This window comes from Bacillus sp. 3103sda1 (genome assembly GCF_024159135.1).
Lineage (GTDB): Bacteria > Bacillota > Bacilli > Bacillales > Bacillaceae_G > Bacillus_A > Bacillus_A rhizoplanae.
Map to the genome: position 1 here is coordinate 571,330 of NZ_JAMYWS010000001.1, position 24,725 is coordinate 596,054.

A 24,725-nucleotide genomic window follows, 5' to 3' on the forward strand; every position below is an offset into this window, starting at 1 on the left:
AAATGACAATTGTGCAAGGAGCAGATATGGAAATTGTTGATTATCTTTTGTCAGCGGAAAAGGAACGCCGGGAAGTCGTAAAAATCACGGATAAATACCCGAATTTGACTTTTGAGGAAGCGTATGTGTTACAGGAAAAACTGATTCAAAGAAAAGAACAAGAGGGTGCAAGGCGAATTGGATTGAAACTTGGGCTTACAAGTAAAGCTAAGCAGCAGATGATGGGCGTTCACGAGGCCATTTACGGATATTTGACGGATGATATGCTAGCTTTGGAATGGGAACCTATTGATTTCAATCAACTCATCCATCCAAAGGCAGAACCCGAAATTGCCTTCTTCATCAATGAAGATCTTCAGGGAACTAACATTACAGCAGCAGATGTTTTGCGCGTAACCCAATATGTGGCGCCGGCGATTGAAATCATTGATAGCAGGTATTTAAATTTTAAATTTACTCTTGCAGATGTTATTGCCGATAATTGTTCTTCGTCCCGCTTTATAGTAGGAAACAAGTGGCTGTCACCTGCTGGGCTGGACTTGGCTAATTTGGGAATGGTTATGTCTAAAAATGGAGAAGTGGCTACGGTAGGAGCGAGTGCTGCTGTTTTAGGTCATCCTGCTACCTCTGTTGCCTGGGCAGTTAATAAGCTTGGAGAAATCGGAAAGGGCTTAAAGAAAGGTGATATTGTGCTAAGTGGCGCTATATCGGAAGCTATCTCCTTCCAACCGGGTGATTCAATTTTTGCCCAATTTGCAGAACTAGGGAGCGTTTCATTTACTTGCAAATAGGACGACAAAGTTTAATTTTGTATAAAAATGGTTGGTGCTTAGTATTTTCCGCTAAGCACCAACCATTTGTTATATTATATAAAAACAATTTATGAGTTTGATATGAATTTCGTCCATCGCCGGCTTTCGAGAAAGCTGGCGATGGATGAAATTCAACTTCATGTTGAAAATTCATTTAGGATATATAGAGGTTTACGGTTATAATTTTATAATTATAAAGTCATGAATTGAGTGGAGTGACTTCTGTTCCACGAAATATTTAGCAAAGCAAGGAAACGGACGAGCTGTCAATGAGTTGTTTGATATAAAGAAAAAACAGGATAAGGAAATCTTCATATAGAAGCTTCTGAGCATGAAGGGGCGCATAATGAAAAACATTTGAGGTGGAACGGGGGGGGGGATGTTAGTTGGCTATTATCTTAACGATGTTTGTACTAGGGGCACTGCTTGGATTTGTCGGTGCGGGCGGGGCTGGCTTCATTATAGCCATTTTAACGTTAGTTTTTAAGATACCCATCTATAAAGCATTGGGGACCTCTCTTGTGGCCATGATTTTTACTAGTTTGTCAGGTGCTTATAGCCATTTTAGGGAAGGAAATGTTGTATGCAAGATCGGTTTCATCACAGGAGGATTTGGGGCTTTAGGCTCTTTTATGGGCTCCAAAATCGCTTTTATCTTTCCAATTTACATTTTACCGTGGTTGACGGCAGGGATGTTATTCCTATCGTCCTTCTTGCTTTTGGTTCGTTTATTCATGATGAAGAACAAGAAGGAGAATCCAGAGAAAAGCCCTTCTTTTTTGTTGGGAAGAGCGGCCGTATTAGGGGGGATTTTTGGAACAGTATCCGGGACGGTTGGAATTGGTTCTGCTCCTTTTATTCAAATTGGTTTATACACGCTGCTGGGTCTATCGATTCGTCAATCAATAGGAACTACAATGCTAGTGATTGTTCCAATCGCAATAGGCGGGGGAATCGGGTACAGCACGGAAGGGTATTTGGATTTTATCTTATTGTTTCAAGTTTTAGTAGGAACTATGCTTGGAGCCTACGGAGGAGCAAAATTGACAAACTTCGCACCAAAATTATTCTTGAAAGTGGCAATGGTCACAACACCCGCACTAGCTGGCTTCCTCTTGTTAATTTAGTACTGATGCCAAATAGATGAGAAGGCCAATCCAATCTAGTATAAGAGGCATGACGACGATTCCTAGAATGGCTCGCCACATCCGAAAACATTTTCAATTAAGGAATAAAGTGAAACTTCCATCAGTGGGGGGTTTTTCATCCCCCACTGATGGTTAGTTGAACCAATCGGGCTTTTACGGGCAGTTATCCTCCACCTATCTTCTTCAGATTCCTCACAATCTTGAGGTGGAGGGGCTTACTGCCCGTTAATGCGGGATAAATCTATCATAAATTCTCAATATTTGATTGTGAAAGATAAAAAACGGATTTTACCTGCAGTTGCCTATTTAGAAGGAGAAGATGTTTATAGTTTGTGAATTTGGAGGAAGATATGCTACATCGTGACTATCTGTACCATGTATAATGAGACATTCCTTTCAAACTATGTGATTTGTCTTTTGGAATGTTTTAAACGAAAGTATTGGCTAGTTACTACTAGTTACACTATACTTTAAGTAAATGAGTAAGATGCACTGAAGAAAGATGGTTTTTTAAATACTATTATAGATAGTGTCATTCTCAAAGTATCATTCTAGTCTTTATAAGCATTTTTAGAAATATGTATATTTTTGTAATACAAAGAGGTGTTAATTGGATGAAATCTTATACACAATTTGAGCGAAGAAAATACATACTTGATGAGTTAGAAAAATACAATCGAGTGATGGTAAATGATTTAGCCAAAGTGTTAAATGTTACCACAGAAACAATTCGAAGAGATTTAGATATGATGCATAAGGAAGGTAAGCTGACGAAAATACATGGTGGTGCAGTTAAGAAAAAAGATCATACCATTGAATTTTATTTTGACAAACGTCGATCTGAGAATATTGAAGAAAAACGAAAAATTGCTATGGAAGCAAGTAAAGTGGTAGAAGACAACGATATTATTGCAATTGAAATTGGAACGACTACGATGCAAATTTTGGATTTTATACATGATAAAAAGAATTTGACAATCCTAACAAACTCGATACCAGCTGTCAATAAAACTATTGAGCTTAAAGAACAGTATGATTCATTTGATTGTAAATTAATAGTCTTTGGTGGAATATTAAACTCAAATTCATTAGCATTGTCTGGAGAAATGACGTTAAACTATCTTAACCAATTTACTGTTAATAAATTATTTGCTTCATGTGATGGAATTTCTTTAGAGCAGGAACTGACGTGTTCGTATATTGAGGATGCGCAGATTTTTCAGCAATTAAAGAAAAATGCAAAACAAGTTGTGATGATGATAGATGAGTCAAAGTTTAATTTAACAAAGTTTTATAAAAGCGGGAATTTTGAGGATATCGATGCGCTGTATACAAATGCTAAACTCGATGAAAGATGGCAAAATGCCCTATTAAGTAAAGGGATTGAAGTAATAACGGTATAGAAATAACATCTTAAAGTAGACTATTTCTTAATGAGAAATAGTCTTTTTTGTTATGTTTTTTTGTAAATGCATTGTTTTGTTTTGTTATTATGTTGATTTTACAATTCGTTAACATAATAACAACATTGTATTAATAATGTGCCCGTACAATATGAATTAGGAGGTGCGAGAATGCAAATAAAATTATCAAAAGCTGTGTTCTTTCTATTACCGGTTGGAATACCTCTAATATTATTTTGGATCATTCCGAATTTATTTAGTTTAGGTATTAGTTTTACAGACTGGGATTTCATGACTAGTGACTTTAATTTTGTTGGTTTAGATAACTATATTAATTTGTTTACACAGGATTCTTTTATACAGGCATTGTTAAATACTCTTTATTTTGGAATTGGGACAGTCGTTCCAACGATTGTATTAGGTTTAGGTTTCGCATTGTTCTTCCGAAAGAAGTTCAGAGGATCTGCAATTTATCAATTAATGATTTTTTCGCCTTGGGTAACACCAACGGTAGCTGTATCCATTGTATGGTCACTTCTATATGAACCTCAATATGGAGCTATCAATAAGGTGCTAGAATTTTTCGGGATACCGGGTTTGGACTGGCTGAAGAGTAGTGATACAGCGATGCTAGCGGTCATTATTGTAACGGTATGGAAACTAGTTGGATGGACGATGCTTTTCTATATCGGTGCACTAGAGAAAGTACCAGATAGCTTGTATGAAGCTGCTAGTATTGATGGAGCAAATTCATGGCAGAAATTTCGAAATGTAACACTACCGATGGTTTCACCAACAACTTTCTTCTTAGTTGTTGTCAATATAATTACTTCGGTGCAGGCTTATGATCAAATTAAAATTTTAACACAAGGTGGACCGAGTGGTTCGACACGAACGTTACTTTATTTATTCTTCCAACAAGCGTTTGAACAATTCGATATGGGGTCCGCAACAGCAATCGCATTTATTATATTAATCATTACAATCCTACTATCTGTTATAAACAAGATAATAGGTGACAAGTGGGTGAACTATTAAGATGAATGATAAGAAAAAGACGCCATTAATTTTAAAGCATATCTTTTTGGCTGTATCAAGTATCTTGTTTGTCTTTCCATTCATATGGATGGTACTTGGTTCGTTTAAAACATCCAGTGAAGTATTACAAGGAGGTTTTTGGCCTAAGGAATTCCACTGGGAAAATTATCGTCAAGTATTAGACATTCTTCCATTTAACACGTATATATTTAATAGTTTTTATACCTCTTTCCTCATTACTATATATGTACTTGTTTCGTCTGCACTCTTTGCCTATATGTTGGCATTTTATAAGTTCAAAGGGAAGAACTTGACATTTAGTGTTGTCATGGCAACGTACATGATTCCTGGAGCTGTATCGTATGTTCCGGTATATGTGATGTTAGGAAAAATGGGCTTACTTAATTCACATGTTGGATACATGATTACTATGGCTGTTAGTATATTCGGTATTTTCTATTTAAAACAATCGTTCCACAAGATTGGTTATGAAACAGTAGAAGCAGCCAAAATTGATGGAGCAAGTGATTGGCGTATACTTTGGAAGATTGTTTTTCCAATGACGAAATCATCATTTGTAACACTAGGTTTAGTTACATTTATTGGGAATTACAATAATTATATTTGGCCAGCTCTTATATTGAATGATGGCAACAAAAAATTAATTACTAACGGAATTGCTGATTATTTCATTAATAGTTCCTTAGGCCGAGATTGGTCGCACATTATGGTTGCAAGTACAATCGCTACAGTGCCGCTCTTAATCGTATTTTTAGTTTTACAAAAATGGTTCCTCTCAGGCGTTACTGATTCAGGAATAAAAGGCTAACTAAACATTAAAGGAGACATTCGGGATGAGAAAATTATTAATGCTTTTAACGATTTTGTCATTATTTGTTGGTGCACTTGCAGGCTGTTCAGGTGGAAAAGGAAATACTGTCAAAGTAACTAAAGAAGGGGATAAGATTGTTGTTCCGTTTATTAATGGCGTAGGTGGTTCACTTGCAGATCAAGTAGATAAGATTGTCGAGGAATACAATAAAAGTCAAGACAAGTATGTAGTGAAAACAACAAAAGCAGGTAACTACGATGAGTCTTATCAAAAGCTTCAAAGTGGATTTGCAGCGAATAACCAAGAGGCAATTGCATTGTTAGGTTCAGACGTCATTCAAGAATATGCGAAGAAAAAGTTAATTGTACCTCTAGATCAATATGCTAAAGATGATAAGCAATTTAATAAAGACGATTATGGAAAAGGTTTTATGAATCAAGCAACAATTGATGGGAAATTGTATGGAATTCCTTTTTACGGTACAACTCAAATCTTTTATTACAATAAAAAAGTGTTAGCGGAAAATGGCTTTACACCTGACGATTTAAAGACGTGGGAAGGTGTAGAAAAAGTAGCGAAAAAAGTAGCAAAACGTGACGCAAGTGGAAATGTCACATACGCAGGTTGGATGCCAATGTGGGGTACGTCAAACTTAATTGACGCAGTTCGCAGTGCTGGCGGAAATGTATTAAGTGAAGATGGTACAAAAGTGTTAATCAACGATGACACTTGGGTTACAGTATGGGAAAAATTCCGTACATGGCTTCATGACGATAAAATTATGAATATTCATTCAGGTGGAACTGGATGGGAGTATTGGGATAAAACAATCATTGATTTAGTTGAAGGTAAAACGTTAGGATATACAGGCTCATCTGGTGACCAAGGATTTGTTTTTAAATCGTTAGGTAAAGGAATGACTGAGCAAGAACGCCTTGACACATTTGGAGCAGTACCACAACCAGGTTGGGGTGATCATAAACCAGCGCCAAAATTAGAAAGTTATTTATTCACATTAACGAGAAATGTTGATCCAGAAGTAGCAAAAGGTGCATATGACTTTATGAAATTTGCTACAAGCACTGAGAAAACGGCTGAATGGTCAATGGCAACAGGCTATATCCCTGTTCGTAACCATGTAACAGATTATGCTCCTTATGCTGAATTTGTTAAAAAACAACCACAAGCATTAGTTCCATTAGAGCAAGCTAATAAATATGGAGTTGCACCATTTGTGGATCCAACAGGTGGTAAAATCAATGACGCATTAAATGTAGCTAAGGATAAAGTAGAAATTGAAGGAATCCCTGCAAAACAAGCATTAGATGAAGCGGCTAAAGTTGCGCAGGAAGAATTAGATAAAGCTCTGAAAAAACAGAAATAAAGTTTTCATGTATTACTTTGTAAAAGAACGAGAGGTGCTTTTGAACCAAAGAGGTACCTCTCCTCTATATTTTGTTAAGTAAAAATAGAAAAAAGGTGTGGAAATCATGATTGAAATGAAAGGTGCCATGACTCTTTCTCCATTCGTAAAAAATAAACATTGTTTTCTAATGGATTCAACCGATATTGTCAACTTTGCATTAACTATCGATCAAGGGATCGGCCGAAAAATTCCGCTTTTACTAATCTTGAGAGACCCTAATGGGTATGTACGTATACAGTATCAAACGCCAATTGTTGACGAAAAACTGGTTGTTGCAAAAGATCCAAAGTTTTGTTCAGCTGGTTGCGTTGGAGGGGAAATACCGTCTGGTAATTGGGAATTAGAAGTAGTATATACCCCTCATTGTGCAGATAAAGCACTAAAGTTTACCGGAAGAAACATGGACTATAAGGTAAATATATTAGTGAATGACGAGTTAGAACGGGAATATAATCGAGAGCATTTTTGCAAGGAAAATGTCTTTATTGATGAATACAATTTTGAAAAGGTAATGAATGAAGAGCATCGTTGGTACAAAGGAGATTTTCATGTCCACACAGATTTAACAGATGGCGAGATGGATGACGAGCTGGCAATGAGCGTATGTGAAAAACAAGAGTTAGATTTTTTATATGCGACGGAACACAATATTGTTATGCCATCTTATCAAAAAGGAAGCACATTGATAATACCATCGATGGAACTGACAACTCCTTACGGTCATTACAATGTGTTCGGGATGAAGGAATACGTTAACTTCACAGAGTATTTAGATGAATCGCTTAACGCTAAAAGCATGGATGAACTATTTTCTTTCATGAAAGAAAAAGACTATTTAATTAGTGTGAATCACGCATTTATGAAACCTTGGACAAACCAAATTAATATTGATCTAGAAAATATTCATACAATGGAAATCATGTGTGATCCAACTTATAGCAAAAGCAAACCATCTACTTTAGAAGCTTTAAAATTCTTCGATCAAATGTGGTTAAGTGGTCTTAAAATCTGGGGGATTGGCGGAAGTGATTCGCATTTACATCCATCTAAAACATTCCCAGGATCTAAAGACCCATCAATTTATGGTGATCCAGGAACGTATGTATTATGTAATGGCTTATCGATTAAAAACTTAAAGAATGCTATTCAAAAAGGCAGAATTTATTTTTCTCGATTTAGAAAATTAGAAATAGAGATTCAAAATGAAGGTAAAACCATTGATGTCGGCGATGAGGCTCAAGGAAATATTCACTACAACATTCAGACAGATAAACCGTGCGAGTGGAGATTGATTGTGAATGGCCAAATAATTGAAAAAGAATTTGGTAGCCAAGTAACCTTTGACTTTTCTTTAAATGAAGGAGCATATGCTAGAGTTGAAGGTTGGGAAGATGATGAATTAGTAGCGTTTATAAATCCTATTCATAATAACGTTAAGCGTCAGGGTATTAAAACATGGTATGAAGTTTTAGGAGGATCAGAGGGTGAATAAAGGAATTATTTTTGATAAAGATGGAACACTTATACAGCTAGATTCTGTATGGTACAAAGTTGTTCATCGTGTGCTAGATGATATATTTCAAATGTATCCAAATGAAAAAAGTAAACGAAATGAATTCCTAAAGATTATTGGTATGAGTGATGACGATTTTGAGAGTACGAGTTTACTAGCTTGTCAAACAAATTACTTTATTGCGGCTGCATGGTTTTCATTATTAGAAAATCAAAATGTGGATAAAGAGAGCTTTATTCATGAGGCATGTGTATTATTCAAAAAACACTCTACAGCAGATGATCTCGTATTTACAGAAGTGAAAGGTGCAAAAGAAACATTAAAATATTTAAAAGATCATGAATATGTAATAGGCGTTGTTACAGCAGACGACGTTGATGCAGCTATTCATTCACTTAAAATGACGGGATTATATGATTATGTAGACTTTTTAGGTGCAGATGATGGTGTTAATAAACCAAAGCCTGACAGTGATTTCTATTATATGTTCAAAGAGAAATTTTCATTGAATGAAGAAAATATTTTAATGGTAGGCGATACACTAACAGACATTAAATTTGCAAGAAATAGCAATATTAAAGTAGTGGGCGTCTTATCGGGTGCGAGCAGTAAGGAAGATTTGGAAGGCGAAGCGGATTATATTTTAGACAGTATGAAGGACATTTCTAAAATTTTATAAAGTGAAACTTCCATCAGTGGGGGTTTTCTTCATCCCCCACTGATGGTTAGTTGAACCAATCGGGCTTTTATGGGCAGTTATCCCCCACCTATCTTCTTCGCTTCTCTCAATCTTGAGGTGGGGGTCTTACTGCCCGTTAATGCGGGATAAAACAATGTGTGGTCAATATTGTCAATAACAGTATCTTTAAAAATAGCTAAAATTATAGGAGGCAATTATGGCTCAGCTATCATTCAAAAATATTTATAAGAAATATGATAATGATATGACAATCGTAAAAGATTTTAATCTAGAAGTGAATGATGGAGAATTTATCGTTTTGGTTGGACCTTCAGGATGTGGGAAATCGACGACATTACGTATGATTGCAGGACTTGAGGAGATTTCAGAGGGAGATTTTTATATTGATGGAGAGCGTGTAAATGATGTTACACCGAAAGATCGAGATATCGCAATGGTTTTTCAAAACTACGCTCTTTATCCACATATGACAGTTTATGATAACATGGCGTTCGGCTTAAAGCTGCGAAAATATAGTAAAGAGGAAATTGACCAACGTGTGAAACATGCAGCACAAATCCTCGGACTGGAGCAATATTTAGAACGAAAGCCAAAAGCACTTTCAGGTGGACAACGTCAGCGTGTTGCATTAGGTCGAGCGATTGTTCGAAATGCAAAAGTTTTCTTAATGGACGAGCCATTATCGAACTTAGATGCGAAGCTGCGCGTTCAAATGCGTGCTGAGATTACAAAGTTACACCAACAGCTGCAAACAACAACTGTGTATGTTACACATGATCAAATAGAAGCGATGACAATGGCGACACGCTTAGTTGTGCTAAAGGACGGTATCATCCAACAAGTGGGTACCCCTAAAGAAGTTTATGAAAAGCCAGAGAATGTATTTGTCGGAGGCTTTATCGGCTCTCCTGGAATGAACTTTTTCAAAGGAACATTAACAGAAAATGCTGTTATGATTGATAAATGGAAAATTGAAGTCCCAGAAGAGAAGATGAAAAGTTTACGAAACAAAGGGTATGTGAATAAAGAAATTATCATCGGTATACGTCCAGAAGATTTTTATTACGGAAAAACACTTGTAGATTTACCTCATAATACAAAGATAACGGTAACGATTGATGTATCAGAATTAATGGGATCAGAAACATATCTTTATTCTAATATCAATGGTCAATCCTTTGTCGCGCGTGTTAACTCCTCAGTTGATGTGCATAGTCAATCTGAGATGGATCTAGCTTTGAATATGGACAAAGTTCATTATTTTGATTCTGAAACTGAAAAACGAATTGTTTTATAAATTGTCCAACGAACAAGTCATCAACAATTCGACAGTATCATATTTATAAATTCTATCAGGCTTATCCCAAACAGGGATAGGCCTTTGTTGTTGAGTAATTTTTTTCATTTTTAATAAAGTGAAACCTCCATCAGTGGGGGAGTATTCATCCTCAAGTCAGTTACCCGAATTTGGTTGCAGCTTACATTATTTCTGAAGGTGCAGATGAATTGGTGTAAGAAAAAATTATTCGAAATTGTGTAGAAATTTATGTATGATTTAACTTAGCTATATTTGGTGTTCGTTTAAAAACACGGATTGATGTAAAAAGATACAAGGATAATGCTCTGTTTTATAAGTGGTTTCGTTCAATTAAATTTAATGAACATAGTATTTGATTTAACTTCAAAAATTATATTAATAAATCAATATGTATATTATCAAAGGTTTTGTAAAGATGTTAAACAAGAATTTACAGAAATCATTTGTGGAATTTTACCTATATAATCCAACTTTATCTTTCAATGTTTGTACAATATTCATCTGTTTTAAAACATTTTCTAAAAATAATAAAAATAGAATTGTAGAAAAGAGAGTGAGAGTATACATTCTTTTGAAATAAATATAGTTTTTTATATTCTCACTATTCAAAATATAAAAACTTTTATAATTTGAATATGTTAGCGTTTTCATACTTGAAAAGTTATGCTAGAATAAATTCATAAGTTATTAATTATTATAAAAAGAAAAAAGAATTCCTTTTTTCTGTTAATTATAAGGGGGCATTTTATTATGCGTATTGGGGTACCAACAGAAATTAAAAACAACGAAAACCGTGTAGCTATGACACCAGCTGGTGTTGTACATTTAATTCGTAACAATCACGAAGTATTCATTGAAAAGGGTGCAGGATTAGGATCAGGTTTTACTGATGAGCAATATGTAGAAGCAGGAGCAAAAATCGTAGAAACAGCTGAAGAAGCTTGGGCTATGGAAATGGTAATGAAAGTTAAAGAACCAATTGCGAGCGAATACAAATATTTCCGTGAAGGTTTAGTGTTATTCACTTACTTACACTTAGCTCCAGAACCAGAATTAACAAAAGCATTAATTGAAAATAAAGTAGTAGCAATCGCTTACGAAACAGTTCAATTAGAAAACCGTTCTTTACCATTACTAGCACCTATGAGTGAAGTAGCAGGTCGTATGGCTGCACAACTTGGTGCACAATTCCTTGAGAAAAATAAAGGCGGAAAAGGTATTTTACTTGCAGGTGTTCCAGGGGTAAAACGCGGTAAAGTAACAATTATCGGTGGTGGACAAGCTGGTACAAATGCAGCGAAAATCGCTGTTGGTCTAGGTGCTGAAGTAACAATTATCGACTTAAGCGCAGAGCGTCTTCGTCAATTAGATGATATTTTCGGCAACCAAGTGGCAACTTTAATGTCTAATCCTTACAATATTGCACAAGCTGTAAAAGAGTCTGATCTTGTAATCGGTGCAGTATTAATTCCAGGAGCAAAAGCACCAAAACTTGTAACAGAAGAAATGATCAAGTCTATGGAGCCAGGTTCTGTTGTTGTTGATATCGCAATCGATCAAGGCGGTATTTTTGAAACAACTGACCGCATTACAACACATGACAACCCAACTTATGAAAAACACGGCGTAGTTCACTATGCAGTTGCAAACATGCCTGGTGCGGTTCCACGTACATCTACACTTGCATTAACAAACGTTACAGTACCATATGCAGTACAAATCGCAAACAAAGGCTACAAAAAGGCTTGTCTAGAAAACACTGCATTATTAAAAGGTCTTAACGCGTTAGATGGCTATGTAACATTCGAAGCGGTTGCAGAAGCTCACGGTGTAGAATATAAAGCAGCAAAAGAATTGTTAGAAACAGAAGCAGTATCTTGCTAATTTAAATATCGAACAATATTTTCATACATCAGGATAAGAGCTAAGAGAAGTGCCTCTTAGCTCTTCTTATCTAGAAGGGGGCAAGAATCGTGGCCAACTTATTCAAAAAGAAATCTGTGACAAAATTGTTAGATCAAAGTCAAAGTAAGACTTTGACAAAATCATTAGGGGCATTTGATTTAACAATGTTAGGAATTGGAGCGATTATCGGTACAGGCGTTCTTGTATTAACTGGAATAGTAGCAGCAAGAGATGCTGGTCCAGCTGTTATTTTCTCATTTATGATTGCAGCAATTGTTTGCGGCTTTGCGGCATTATGTTATGCAGAGGTTGCTACAGCATTACCTGTATCAGGAAGTGTATATACGTATTCATATGCAACAATTGGAGAATTTGTTGCTCATTTAATGGGATGGACATTATTGTCAGTATATGTTCTAACAACAGCAGCGGTAGCTGGTGGTTGGACTGGTTACTTTAATAATTTAGTGAGTGGATTGGGATTAGAAATTCCGAAACAATTATTAACGATTCCAGCTCAAGGTGGAATTGTAAACCTTCCAGCGGTTATAATTACGTTAGTATTAACATGGTTACTATCTCGTGGTACGAAAGAAAGTAAACGTGTAAATAATGCAATGGTATTAATTAAAATTAGTATTGTTGTATTGTTTATTGTAGTTGGTGTGTTCTATGTAAAACCAACAAACTGGATACCATTTGCACCGTATGGCGTAAGTGGGGTTTTTGCCGGAGCAGCTGCAGTATTCTTTGCTTTCTTAGGATTTGATGCGTTAGCAACTTCAGCTGAAGAAGTAAAAAATCCACAGCGTGATTTACCGATTGGTATTATTGCATCACTTGCTGTTTGTACAGTTATTTATGTTGCAGTTTGTCTTGTTATGACAGGAATGGTGTCATACAAAGAATTAAATGTACCAGAAGCGATGTCTTATGTATTAGAAGTTGTTGGACAGGATAAAGTAGCAGGTGTTATTTCAATTGGTGCAGTAATTGGTATCATGGCCGTAATTTTTGCTTACATTTTTGCAACAACACGTGTATTCTTTGCGATGAGCCGTGACGGTTTACTTCCGAAATCATTTGCAAAAATTAACAAGAAAACAGAAGCGCCGGTATTTTCAACATGGTTAACAGGTATCGTAAGTGCTTTAATTGCCGGATTTGTCGATTTAAAAGAATTGTCAAACTTAGCGAATATTGGAGCATTACTAACATTTGCAATGGTAGCTGTTTCTGTACTAATTCTTCGTAAAACACATCCAAAGTTACAACGTGGCTTTATGGTGCCGCTTGTACCAGCACTACCAATCATTTCGATTGCATGTTGTTTATTCTTAATGGTTAACTTACCGCTGACAACATGGTTATACTTCGGTGCGTGGCTTGCGTTAGGGGTTATTGTATACTTCGTGTATTCTAAGAAACATAGCCATTTAAAAGAAGATGAAAGTTCGCAAGAGCATTTAAAACAAGCAAATTAAAGGGGGAAAGCCTTGTGCGTTGGGGAGCGTACAAGGCTTTTTTATGTGTAAAAAGGAAATTGGAAAATATTGTAGAAATTTGTATATTGAAAGATGTAAAAGGGGGAGAAATAATGGCTGTAAAAGAAGAATTAAAAGTTGTAGTTGGAGCAGAAGGATATAACAATAACCCAGGATGGCTGCATACACAAGAAGATGAACTGAATTTATTAAAAAGGGCAGATTGGACGAAAAAGTTTGCTCCAAACTCTATAGCAGCAATCTTGGCAGAGCATGTGTGGGAGCATTTAACATATGAAGAGGGAATAGAAGCTGCAAAAGTTTGTTATGAATTTTTACAACCAGGCGGCTATATTCGCTGTGCAGTACCAGATGCGTTTTTTCCAGGTGAAGATTATCAAGCTGGGGTACAAGTTGGGGGACCTGGACCACTAGATCATCCAGCTGCAAGTCATAAAATTGTTCATAACTATAAAACGATGGCTTCGATGTTTGAAGAAGCTGGTTTTGAGGTGAACTTACTAGAGTATTGTGATGAAAAAGGGGAATTTCATTATAACGGCTGGAATGAAAAAGAAGGTTTTATTTATCGGTCGAAACGCTTCGATCATCGCAATCAAGATGGGAAACTTGGGTTTGTCTCATTGATTGTGGATGCAGTTAAGCCTGAATAAAAGAAAAAAGAACTGGTGAGCAAAGCTCATTCAGTTCTTTTTTTCATATTTTAAAAGCACAATGCGGTAATTACCATGAAAAATAGATGACTCTTCGTATTGGATGGTGAGTGGCAACGTTCCTATAATATTACTCAACTTACGATTAATGTTTGTTCCGAGTCGCTCGGTAATAAAGTTCATTAATTTCCGTGGTGTATGTAGTTGTTTTTCTTCAGAAAGAAATTTATCCAAGATTACAATAGTCCCTTCTTCTTTCATTACGCGCAGCGCTTCTGAAAGCGCGGCATTAGGATGTTCTACAACGCTTAAAATGAGATTTAAAATAACGACATCAAATGAATTATTTGGAAATGTAAGCTCTTCGGCATTCATTTGTTGATATGTAACATGAGAATAAGGATACTTTCTTTTGGCTTGCTTTAGCATATGTTCTGAGAGGTCAATTCCAGTGATGAGGGTATCTTTCGGAAGAAGAGGAATATCTTGTCCTGTACCAACTCCAACTAATAATATTTTCTGATTTTCTGTAAAAGGTATAAGCGAAAGTGCTCGTTTTCTTGCTTCGATAAAGAAACGGTTTTGCATGAACAAATCATAAAAGCTAGATAATATTTTATAAATTTTTTGATTTTGCTTATTTTTCATGACATTCCCTCCAATTTTTTACTTTTACACACAATGTTCAAAAAATAAAAACGGAAATTATTGACACATATGAGCAATCATTCATATAATAAAAGCATAACATATATGAATGATTGTTCATATGTTCAAATAAAGAGGTGAGCTATTGTGACTGAACAAAAAGTAGAAACAACCGAAGAAACGTGTTTACAAAATGTCATTCATCAAGAAATTGTAGAACAAGTACAACAAACAATTCCAAAAGATGATAGCTTAAGTCAAGTAGCAGAGTTATTTAAAGTATTAGGAGATCGTACACGCACACGTATTTTACATGCTTTATTTGAAGCAGAACTGTGCGTATGTGATTTAGCATATTTACTCGGAATGACGCAATCGTCTATTTCTCATCAGTTACGTGTATTAAAGCAAGCAAAGCTTGTGAAAAATCGTAAAGAAGGAAAAGTAGTGTACTATTCACTTGCTGACGATCATGTCATTCGCATTTTCGAACAGGCATTTGAGCATGTAAACGAAGAAAAGCAATAGAGACACAAGGAGGGAGACATATGGGGGAAGCATTGGTAAAACGAAAACTTGTGTTAGAAGGCTTGGATTGTGCGAACTGCGCGATGAAAATTGAAAAAGGTGTTGGAGATTTAGAAGGGGTATCTTCTTGTTCTGTTAACTTTGTAACGAAAACAATGACGGTAGAAACAGCGAAACAAAAAGAAGAACATGTTGTAATGGAAGCAAAGCAACTTGTAAATAAATTAGAACCGCATATTCATGTGAAAGAAGAACAAAAAACGAGAACTGCAAAAGAAACATTTATACTAGAAGGTTTGGATTGTGCAAACTGCGCGATGAAAATAGAAGCAAAAGTAGGCGAAATGCCTGCAGTTACATCCGCATCTGTTGATTTTGTTTCTAAAAAATTAAGAGTAGAAGTAGCAAACAAACAAGAATTAGAGACAACTATTGCGAACATAAAAGAAGTCGTACAGAAATTAGAACCAGAAGTAAACGTAGTGCGTGAGAAAGAGAAAACAGAACATAATCATAGTCATGATCACGGAGAAGCGAATACGAAAAAAATGATTTGGCGGTTATCGATTGGGGCGATTTTAACTGCTATTGCTGCACTAGTTTCATTACCGCAAATCATCGCAATTCCACTTTTCGTGATTGCTTATATTATTATAGGCGGCGATATAGTTTTACGTGCTGCAAAGAATATTGTACGCGGGCAAGTGTTTGATGAAAATTTCTTAATGGCAATTGCAACACTTGGTGCTTTTGGGACTCAAAACTATTCAGAAGCGGTCGCGGTTATGCTCTTTTATCAAGTAGGCGAACTGTTCCAAAGTATGGCAGTGAATCGTTCACGTAAATCTATTAGTTCATTAATGGATATTAGACCCGACTATGCAAACTTAAAGCTAGGGAATGAAACGAAACAAGTATCACCAGAGGATGTACAAATCGGTGACTTCATTATCGTCAAACCAGGTGAAAAAGTGCCATTAGACGGTAAAGTAATAGAAGGGGCATCGATGGTAGATACATCAGCGTTAACAGGAGAATCTGTACCGCGTGAAGTAGAAGTTGGCAGCGACGTATTAAGTGGTTTTGTTAACCAAAATGGTGTATTAATAATTGAAGTGACGAAAGAATACGGTGAATCTACTGTTTCAAAAATTCTTGATTTGGTGCAAAATGCAAGTAGTCGTAAGGCGCCAACAGAAAACTTTATTACGAAGTTTGCTCGTTACTATACACCGGCTGTCGTAATTACAGCTGCAGTATTAGCCTTCGTTCCACCACTTATTATAGAGGGGGCAACGTTCTCAGATTGGATTTATAGAGCATTAGTCTTTCTTGTTATTTCTTGTCCTTGTGCATTGGTTGTTTCTATTCCACTTGGTTTCTTCGGTGGTATTGGCGCAGCATCTAAGAACGGAATTTTAATAAAGGGCAGTAATTATTTAGAAGCATTAAATGATGTAAAGCATATCGTATTTGATAAAACAGGTACGTTAACAAAAGGTGTATTTAAAGTAACAAATATGCAGCCAAGCGAATTTGTGACGAAAGAAGAATTGTTAGAGTATGCAGCATTTGCAGAAGTATATTCGAATCATCCAATCGCACAGTCAATTCGAACTGCATATGGAAAAGCAGTGAACGAGCATATGATCGAAGAGTATAATGAAATTTCTGGTCATGGTACAGTTGTGAAAGTTAGTGGAAAAGAAATTTTTGCTGGAAATGCAAAGTTAATGAGTAAAGAAAATATTACATTCCAGCAACCGCAAACTGTTGGAACACTCGTACACGTAGCCGTAGATGGTGTGTATGCCGGATACATTGTCATTTCTGATGAAATCAAAGAGGATGCTAAGCAAGCCATTCAATTATTAAAACAACTTGGTGTGAAAAGAACCGCTATGTTAACTGGCGATGCAAAATTAGTCGGAGAAGCAGTTGGAAAACAACTTGGTGTTGACGAAGTACATGCAGAACTGTTGCCACAGCAAAAAGTAGAAGAGATTGAAAAAATTGATGCGACAAAACATCCGAAAGAAAAAATAGCATTCGTTGGGGATGGCATTAACGATACACCAGTATTAGCTAGAGCAGATGTCGGTATTGCAATGGGTGGTTTAGGATCAGATGCAGCAATTGAAGCAGCTGACATTGTAATTATGACAGATGAACCTTCGAAGATTGCAACGGCTATTCAAATTTCAAAACGTACTCGCAGTATCGTATGGCAAAATATCATTTTTGCTTTAGGGATAAAAGGTGTTGTTCTTTTATTAGGGGCATTTGGCATTGCGACAATGTGGGAAGCAGTCTTCTCAGATGTTGGTGTCACTTTGCTAGCTGTGTTAAATGCGATGCGTGTGTTACGAGTAAAAGCCTAATAGAAGTTTCAATTTATAAAAGCAAAAGGAGAGAAGCGAGATGCTTCTCTCCTTATTTTTTTGTAGAATTTGCAATTTGTTCTCGCACTGTTTGGATATAGTTCATTTTATGGTCCCAGCACGCTTGACTTAAATCGACTGGATATTCTTCTGGATTCAGTGTCCGTTTATATTCTTCCCACAAGGATGCTAAACTGTGTTGTGTGTGGCGTTGAATATCAAGTATGTCTGGCAATTCGTATGTGCGCTGTCCGTTTACGAAAATATCATGATGCAGTTCTTTTGCTTCAAAGTTCGTGACAAACTTACTAATATACGTATGAACAGGGTGGAACATTTTTAAGCGCTCTTCTTGCTGTGGTTCTTCTGTCTCTAATGCAATATAATCACCTTCTGCATGATGATTGGTACGATTGATAATACGATAGAGACGCTTTAATCCTGGTGTTGTAATTTTTTCAGGGTTGGAAGAAATTTTAATTGTGTCGTTTAGTACGCCATTTTCGTCTTCAATACAAACTAGTTTATAAACGGCGCCTAATGCTGGTTGTTCAAATGATGTAATTAATTTTGTTCCAACACCCCATACGTCAATTTTTGCCCCTTGCGATTTTAAATGTAAGATGGTGTATTCATCTAAGTCGCTTGAAGCGATAATTTTTGTATTCGTAAAACCGGCATTATCTAGCATTTTGCGTGCTTCTTTTGATAAGTATGCCATATCTCCGCTATCAAGACGGATGCCATAAAAATCAATGCGGTCCCCGAATTCCTTTGCTACGCGGATGGCATTTGGTACACCAGATTTTAATGTGTCATACGTATCAACAAGAAAAACGCATTTTTTATGTGTTTCTGCATATTTCTTGAATGCTACATATTCATCACGATACGCTTGTACAAAAGAATGAGCATGTGTGCCGGCAACAGGGATACCAAAACGTTTTCCTGCCCGAACATTACTTGTTGAGGAAAACCCACCGATGAATGCTGCGCGTGTTCCCCAAAGTGCTGCATCAAACTCATGAGCGCGGCGGGTTCCGAATTCAAGGAGCTCATCATCACCAGCTGCATGCTTCATCCGTGCAGCTTTTGTTGCGATTAATGTTTGGTAGTTCACAATATTTAAGAGGGCCGTTTCAATAATTTGTGCTTCTCCAAGTGGTGCTTCTATACGTAAAAGCGGTTCATTATGAAAGACAACTTCGCCTTCCTGCATGCTGCGAATGGATCCGCTAAACTTCATATTTTGTAAGTAGTGTAAAAAATCTTCCTCAAATTGAAGTTCCTTTAGATAGGCAATATCACTATCTGTAAACCCAAAGCTCTCCACATACTCTATAATCTTTTCAAGCCCTGCAAAAATAGCATAACCGTTTTCAAAAGGTAGCTTGCGAAAGTATAAATCAAATACTGCACGGCGGTTATGAATATTATCTTTCCAATATGTATAAGCCATATTAATTTGATATAAGTCTGTGTGTAAGGCGTAACTATCGTCTTTATAATGCGTCATAACGTAAACACCTCCATATATTGGTTATAGTATACCTCTTTTTTTATTTTTTTGCTAAATACCATAAATGTTATAAAGTGAAAATAAATAAAAAAATCATTCAGAATATTTTTATTTATCAATTTATCTTTCGTTTAATTTTATGTATTATTAAGGTAATAGGGTATAAAGTAGAATGGAGGAGGGACGTATGCGGCAAAATTTAGAAAAAATGGGTAAGCAAATTTTTTACAAGCGACTCCAACAAAAAATGACACAAGAAGAGCTTTGTCAAGGCATTTGTTCCGTCTCATATTTAAGTAAAATTGAAAATGGGCGAATTGAAGCTTCTGAGGAAATATTGCAGTTGTTATGCGCAAGATTAGAGATTGCGGTTTCGGATTTAAGAGATATTGAAGCGGAAGTGAAAGAGAAGTTGGAGGAGTGGTTAAGGGCTCTAGTTCACTTAGATAAGCATAAAGTTGAAAATTTATATAGAGAACTAGAAAGCGAAATGAAGCAAATTGTAGATTTTGAAATTGTAAATTACTATAAATTGTTATATACACGGTATTTAATTATGAAGAGAAATATACCAGCCCTTAAAGAAGAGTTGGAGAGACTTAAGAAAGTTTATAAAAAATACTCCCCATTTCAGCAACTGTTATATAAGTATAGTCAAGCTTTATGCTATTGCCTACAACATAAGTGGCAAGAGGGATTACAGTTTTTAGTTGAGACAGAACTAATGGCAAAAGAGCAAAATTATTATGAAACCGGAATTTATTATAATTTAGCACTTGCATATAGTCATTTAGAAATTCCACATATGGCACTTCATTTTGCTAATATTGCTATGGAAGGATTTCGAAATGAATATAAGTTCCGAAATGTGATTAATTGTCAAATTGTCGTTGCGTTAAGCTACGTTGAAAAAGGGCAGTATGATGAAGCATTAAAAATTTATGAAAGTATACTGCGTGAAGCGGATTCTTTTTCAGGAAAAGATGTATTGATGTCAATCGTATTAGGTAACATTGGCAATATATATTATAGAAAGCAAAAGTATGAAGAAGCTAAAAAATATTATGTAGAAAGTTTACAATATCAAAAAGAAGAAGATGTGAACTACGTCGATACGTTATATGAGATGGCTATTCAATGTATTCATCTTGAACAATTAGAAGAAACAAAAGAGTGGATTGATAAGGCAATAATTTCTGCTAAGAAAGATGAAAGGTGTAATACGAAGTTGTACTTACTCCTTATGCTTCGTTATAAGTATTTTACAGAACCAAGTGTATATAAAGTATTCTTAGAAACAGAAGCGATACCTTTTTTTAAAAGTGCAGGAAGTATAAAAGAATTAAAGAAAGTATATATTGAGCTCGCTGAATACTTCTCTAATTCTTTTCAGTTTAAAGAAAGTAATGATTATTATAAATTAGCAATTGAAGCGCTCGAAATGATACGGGAGGGATAAGGATGAAAAAAGTAGTAATAGGTATCATTTTAACAGTAGTGTCAGTAGTTGTATTAACTGATACGCAATATACTCAAAAACCAGATATTTTTGGACAAGAAGCTAATGAAACCGAAGTTGTAAATATATAATTCAATTAAAAAGTTTCTATCCATTTGAACTGTCCTCTATAAAAGGACAGTTTAATAGAGTAAAATTTCCATCAGTGCGGGATAAAAAGATCTTTAGAAAATCTAGAACTTAAAAGGTGGTTTCGGTATTGTACCGAGGCCATCTTTTTTTATGTTCACTTGAGCACTGGTGAGTGTAATCTTGTATATAATTATTTATCTGTCTTAGAGAGACTTTTTCAAAAAGTGTTCGCCAAAATTTCACAAAACTTGAGAAATAAAACATGGAGATATCTAAATAATAAGTTGTTTATTGTATTTGAATCCACTCAACACGAGTACTTAAATAGTATAGCGTAGAAGAGAAAATCCCTTTCCTGATGGAAAGGAGTTTTTCAAAAATTGCTCGTCAAAATTCTACAAAACTTGAGAAAGAAATTATTTAAATTTTCAGTATTTTAATAGTGGAAACTTAATGCTACTATAAAGCTACTCTTTAAAAAAAACTTTTGCTAGGGGGAAGAGAATATGAAGAAAAAGAGTTTAGCGTTTGTGTTAGCAGCTGGAATGGCAGTAACAACATTTGGGGGGACAAGCTCTGCGTTTGCAGAATCAAAGAATGTACTTTCCACAAAGAAATACAATGAGACAGTACAGTCTCCTGAGTTTGTATCGGGCAATCTAACTGGTGCATCAGGAAAGAAGGCAGAATCTGTTGTATTTGATTATTTAAATGCTTCTAAAAAGGATTATAAACTAGGCGCAAAAAGTGCAGAAGAATCTTTTAAAGTACAACAAGTTACAAAAGACTCTGTTGGCGATGCAACAGTTGTCCGTTTACAACAAGTATATGAAGGTGTACCGGTATGGGGATTTACCCAAGTGGCTCATGTTGGAAAAGATGGTGCATTAAAAGTTGTATCAGGAACAGTTGCGCCTGAGTTAGACAAGAAAGAGAAATTGAAAAACAAAAATAAAATTGAAGGAAAAAAAGCAATTACAATTGCACAACAAGACTTAGGGTTCACTCCAAAGTATGAAGTAGAGCCATCTGCGGATTTATATGTATATCAAAATGGTCAAGAAACAACATATGCATATGTTGTGAAGTTAAACTTCTTAGATCCAGAGCCAGGAAACTATTATTATTTCATTGAAGCTGATAGCGGTAAAGTTTTAAACAAATATAATACAATTGATAATGTAACAAATGAAAATAAGTCACCAATTAAACCTGCAGTTGGATCTACTACTAAGCCTGTAACAGGAACAAATAAAGTAGGGACAGGTAAAGGTGTACTAGGTGACACAAAGTCTATTAATACAACATTATCTGGATCTAGCTATTATTTACAAGATAATACACGCGGTGCAACAATTTACACATACAATGGGAATAATCGTACTACTCTTCCAGGAACGTTATGGGCGGATGCAGATAATATCTTTAATGCTAGTAATGATGCAGCAGCAGTGGATGCTCATTATTATGCAGGTGTAACGTATGATTACTATAAAAATACGTTCAACCGCAATTCTTATGACAATGCCGGTGCAGCGTTAAAATCTACGGTTCACTATAGCAGAAGCTATAACAATGCCTTCTGGAATGGATCACAAATGGTATATGGGGATGGAGATGGATACACATTCGCTCCATTATCTGGTGGTTTAGATGTAATTGGACATGAATTAACACATGCTGTGACAGAAAGAAGTTCTAATCTTATTTATCAAAATGAATCTGGTGCATTAAATGAGGCAATTTCTGATATTTTTGGAACGTTAGTAGAATACTATGATAATCGTAATCCAGATTGGGAAATTGGGGAAGATATTTATACACCTGGTACGGCTGGGGATGCTCTTCGTTCTATGAGTGATCCAACAAAGTATGGTGACCCAGATCATTATTCTAAACGTTATACAGGAACGAGTGATAATGGCGGCGTTCATACAAATAGCAGTATTATCAATAAAGCTGCTTACTTATTAGCAAATGGCGGTACGCATTATGGTGTAACGGTAAATGGCATTGGTAAAGATAAAGTAGGTGCAATCTACTATCGTGCAAATACAGTATACTTAACTCAATCTGCAACTTTCAGTCAAGCTCGTGCTGCCTTAGTACAAGCAGCAGCTGACTTATACGGCGCAAGCTCTGCAGAAGTGGCAGCTGTGAAGCAGTCTTATGATGCAGTTGGTGTGAACTAGGTTCCACTCCCCTTTATAAAATGAAAAAAAGGAGCATATGCTCCTTTTTTTCATTGTTTCTTCCATGTTTTCCATACATAAAACAGTCCGATGCAACCAGCAATGGCAATAATCCACTTTGCTTCATTTGTTCCGTTCATAACGTGATAGGTGGAATACACTTCAATAAGTAATGCCGGTATTTTACCAAGTGTACTAGCGACGCTAAAAGTTAAAATGGACATCGTTCCAAGAGCCGCAAATAATGTAACAATGCCAGAAGGAATAAAGGGGAAGAGGCGAAATGATAAAATGAGAAAGAAAGCTTCTTTTCCTTGTACATAAAGAAGTCTTTGTACTTTTGGGTATTTATCTATATTTTTTTGAGCAGTTTTTTGAAAACCAAGACGATATAAATAAAAAGAGATGATAGCTCCTAATGCTTCCCCCGTAATGGATATGAGTGTTCCTTCTGTTACTCCAAATAGTGTGATGTTAATAGCAGTTAAAAAAATACTAGGAATAAAGGCTGCTAAGCTAATAAGAATATTGAGTAAAATGCTAAGTGGGATTGCAACTGTTTGATGTGCTGTGAGAAAAGAATGAATCGTTTCTTCCATATGAATTAAATTTCCTTTACCTTTTTAAGCATTACACCATATTTTTCATATGGAGACAATAGAATAGTTGAATAAAAAATCTTATTTATATGCTCTATATTGGTATTGTTAGGGGAGAAAGGGGTATCTGTTGTACGTGATAGTTTCTCTAAGAGCTAAAATTGACTTTTTCTAAAGATAATACAATAATCATGGAAGAGGTGATACGATGAAACGATTACGGAATGTTGTTATAAGCGTAATGCTTATGATGATAATTGTATTAAGTGGATGTTCAGGACAGCAACAAAAACAAACTACATCGAAAGAAAATAGTGCAGCAGTTGTAAATGTTAGTGACAACATTTTAGATGAAATGGAAGGACCGCCGAAAAATGGTCATACGTTAGAGCGTCACGTTGGCAAAACAGAAGAGCAATTAAAAGAACGATTGCGTACAGATAAAGTATCCGCTGCAAGTACATATTACGATAAAGAAACAGCAACAAAGGCGGTAAAAGATAGTTTAAAGCAACATGAAAAAGAAATTAATACATGGCTGAAAGAATCAAAGGAAAACCGTCTTGTATTGAATACAAAGCATGCATTTCCAGTTGGAAAAACAGTATTAAAAAAAGATATGCGTGTAAAAGATGGACTTCGTAATACAGTGACTGTGTTGCAGAAAGATAAAGGGAGTGAGCTAGGCTTTAAAATTATTACTTCTTATCCTTCTGAATAAATAAGAAAGGAGAGAGATTTATGTATTCGACATTTCAATATTTCCTTAAGGCATATTGTACACTAAGTATATATGAAGAAGAAATGACTGATCTTATGCAACAATTTAAAGAACAGGAAGAACAAGAAACGAAGAAGAAATTATTACATGAATTTGTTCAAATGCAAAAAATAGAAGATTGGAAGAAAGTGTGTCAAGAAGCTGAGCGGTATGGGAATCGTATATGGACAATAGAAGAAACAAAAGCACATATTAGTAATTTTGTTTCTATATTACAAAACAAAAAGGCGTGA

At 35.6% G+C, this 24,725-nt stretch carries 22 protein-coding genes; 19 read left to right on the forward strand and 3 right to left on the reverse strand.

Features of this window, described 5'->3' with window-relative positions; all coding sequences use genetic code 11:
* Nucleotides 1-2: 2 nt before the first annotated feature.
* The 12 genes from NKR74_RS02915 to NKR74_RS02970 all read left to right on the forward strand — a co-directional run bounded on the left by NKR74_RS02915 (nt 3) and on the right by NKR74_RS02970 (nt 14,253).
* The gene (locus NKR74_RS02915) at nt 3-791 is read left to right on the forward strand and encodes a 2-keto-4-pentenoate hydratase (protein WP_098309006.1); all 789 of its coding nucleotides are present in this window, start codon (nt 3-5) and stop codon (nt 789-791) included.
* A 407-nt stretch (nt 792-1,198) separates the two neighbouring features.
* On the forward strand, nt 1,199-1,939 hold the full coding sequence (locus NKR74_RS02920) for a sulfite exporter TauE/SafE family protein (RefSeq protein WP_253628569.1): 741 nt from the start codon (nt 1,199-1,201) through the stop codon (nt 1,937-1,939).
* Nucleotides 1,940-2,574: 635 nt separating this feature from the next.
* Nucleotides 2,575-3,363: a DeoR/GlpR family DNA-binding transcription regulator gene (locus NKR74_RS02925; protein ID WP_253628570.1), complete on the forward strand. Its 789-nt coding sequence runs from the start codon at nt 2,575-2,577 to the stop codon at nt 3,361-3,363.
* 171 nt (nt 3,364-3,534) lie between these two features.
* Entirely contained in the window at nt 3,535-4,401 is an 867-nt protein-coding gene (locus NKR74_RS02930; RefSeq protein WP_098309009.1) for a carbohydrate ABC transporter permease, read from the forward strand.
* Between the two features lies 1 nt (nt 4,402).
* Nucleotides 4,403-5,230 (forward strand): carbohydrate ABC transporter permease, encoded by an 828-nt coding sequence (locus NKR74_RS02935; RefSeq protein ID WP_253628571.1) that lies wholly within the window; start codon nt 4,403-4,405, stop codon nt 5,228-5,230.
* A gap of 25 nt (nt 5,231-5,255) precedes the next feature.
* Complete coding sequence (locus NKR74_RS02940) at nt 5,256-6,617, forward strand: ABC transporter substrate-binding protein (protein ID WP_253628572.1); 1,362 nt, start codon at nt 5,256-5,258, stop codon at nt 6,615-6,617.
* A 115-nt stretch (nt 6,618-6,732) separates the two neighbouring features.
* The gene (locus tag NKR74_RS02945; RefSeq protein ID WP_375337688.1) at nt 6,733-8,151 is read left to right on the forward strand and encodes a CehA/McbA family metallohydrolase; all 1,419 of its coding nucleotides are present in this window, start codon (nt 6,733-6,735) and stop codon (nt 8,149-8,151) included.
* A complete protein-coding gene (locus tag NKR74_RS02950) occupies nt 8,144-8,851 on the forward strand; it encodes an HAD family hydrolase (protein ID WP_098309013.1) in 708 nt (235 codons plus the stop codon). The genes NKR74_RS02945 and NKR74_RS02950 overlap by 8 nt, the downstream gene beginning before the upstream one ends.
* 217 nt (nt 8,852-9,068) lie before the next feature.
* A complete protein-coding gene (locus tag NKR74_RS02955; RefSeq protein WP_253628574.1) occupies nt 9,069-10,169 on the forward strand; it encodes an ABC transporter ATP-binding protein in 1,101 nt (366 codons plus the stop codon).
* 771 nt (nt 10,170-10,940) lie between these two features.
* Nucleotides 10,941-12,074, forward strand: a complete 1,134-nt coding sequence (gene ald / locus NKR74_RS02960; protein WP_098309015.1) for an alanine dehydrogenase — start codon at nt 10,941-10,943, stop codon at nt 12,072-12,074.
* A gap of 89 nt (nt 12,075-12,163) precedes the next feature.
* Nucleotides 12,164-13,579: an amino acid permease gene (locus NKR74_RS02965; RefSeq protein WP_098309016.1), complete on the forward strand. Its 1,416-nt coding sequence runs from the start codon at nt 12,164-12,166 to the stop codon at nt 13,577-13,579.
* Nucleotides 13,580-13,692: 113 nt separating this feature from the next.
* Nucleotides 13,693-14,253 (forward strand): class I SAM-dependent methyltransferase, encoded by a 561-nt coding sequence (locus NKR74_RS02970; protein ID WP_253628575.1) that lies wholly within the window; start codon nt 13,693-13,695, stop codon nt 14,251-14,253.
* 30 nt (nt 14,254-14,283) lie between these two features.
* Here NKR74_RS02970 and NKR74_RS02975 read toward each other — a convergent pair whose 3' ends face one another.
* Nucleotides 14,284-14,901 carry a class I SAM-dependent methyltransferase gene (locus NKR74_RS02975; protein ID WP_098309018.1) on the reverse strand — a complete coding sequence of 206 codons (618 nt, stop codon included), beginning with the start codon at nt 14,899-14,901 and terminating at the stop codon, nt 14,284-14,286.
* A 147-nt stretch (nt 14,902-15,048) separates the two neighbouring features.
* On the opposite strand from NKR74_RS02975, the gene NKR74_RS02980 reads away from it, so the two are divergent.
* A complete protein-coding gene (locus tag NKR74_RS02980; RefSeq protein WP_098309019.1) occupies nt 15,049-15,429 on the forward strand; it encodes an ArsR/SmtB family transcription factor in 381 nt (126 codons plus the stop codon).
* Between the two features lie 20 nt (nt 15,430-15,449).
* Nucleotides 15,450-17,810, forward strand: a complete 2,361-nt coding sequence (locus NKR74_RS02985; RefSeq protein ID WP_253628576.1) for a heavy metal translocating P-type ATPase — start codon at nt 15,450-15,452, stop codon at nt 17,808-17,810.
* 52 nt (nt 17,811-17,862) lie between these two features.
* Here the strand turns inward: NKR74_RS02985 and NKR74_RS02990 are convergent, their stop codons facing one another.
* On the reverse strand, nt 17,863-19,326 hold the full coding sequence (locus NKR74_RS02990; protein ID WP_253628577.1) for a nicotinate phosphoribosyltransferase: 1,464 nt from the start codon (nt 19,324-19,326) through the stop codon (nt 17,863-17,865).
* Between the two features lie 190 nt (nt 19,327-19,516).
* Between NKR74_RS02990 and NKR74_RS02995 the strand changes: the two genes are divergently transcribed.
* The 3 genes from NKR74_RS02995 to NKR74_RS03005 all read left to right on the forward strand — a co-directional run bounded on the left by NKR74_RS02995 (nt 19,517) and on the right by NKR74_RS03005 (nt 23,112).
* Nucleotides 19,517-20,788 carry a helix-turn-helix transcriptional regulator gene (locus tag NKR74_RS02995; protein ID WP_253628578.1) on the forward strand — a complete coding sequence of 424 codons (1,272 nt, stop codon included), beginning with the start codon at nt 19,517-19,519 and terminating at the stop codon, nt 20,786-20,788.
* 2 nt (nt 20,789-20,790) lie between these two features.
* Nucleotides 20,791-20,919 (forward strand): NprX family peptide pheromone, encoded by a 129-nt coding sequence (locus NKR74_RS03000; protein WP_253628579.1) that lies wholly within the window; start codon nt 20,791-20,793, stop codon nt 20,917-20,919.
* Between the two features lie 507 nt (nt 20,920-21,426).
* A complete protein-coding gene (locus NKR74_RS03005; protein WP_253628580.1) occupies nt 21,427-23,112 on the forward strand; it encodes a M4 family metallopeptidase in 1,686 nt (561 codons plus the stop codon).
* 50 nt (nt 23,113-23,162) lie between these two features.
* Here NKR74_RS03005 and NKR74_RS03010 read toward each other — a convergent pair whose 3' ends face one another.
* Nucleotides 23,163-23,711, reverse strand: a complete 549-nt coding sequence (locus NKR74_RS03010; protein WP_253628581.1) for a TVP38/TMEM64 family protein — start codon at nt 23,709-23,711, stop codon at nt 23,163-23,165.
* Nucleotides 23,712-23,919: 208 nt separating this feature from the next.
* Between NKR74_RS03010 and NKR74_RS03015 the strand changes: the two genes are divergently transcribed.
* Together NKR74_RS03015 and NKR74_RS03020 are read left to right on the forward strand one after the other, a co-directional pair.
* A complete protein-coding gene (locus NKR74_RS03015) occupies nt 23,920-24,432 on the forward strand; it encodes an RNase A-like domain-containing lipoprotein (RefSeq protein WP_253628582.1) in 513 nt (170 codons plus the stop codon).
* A gap of 20 nt (nt 24,433-24,452) precedes the next feature.
* Nucleotides 24,453-24,725, forward strand: coding sequence for a hypothetical protein (locus NKR74_RS03020; RefSeq protein ID WP_098309026.1), 273 nt, complete (start codon nt 24,453-24,455; stop codon nt 24,723-24,725).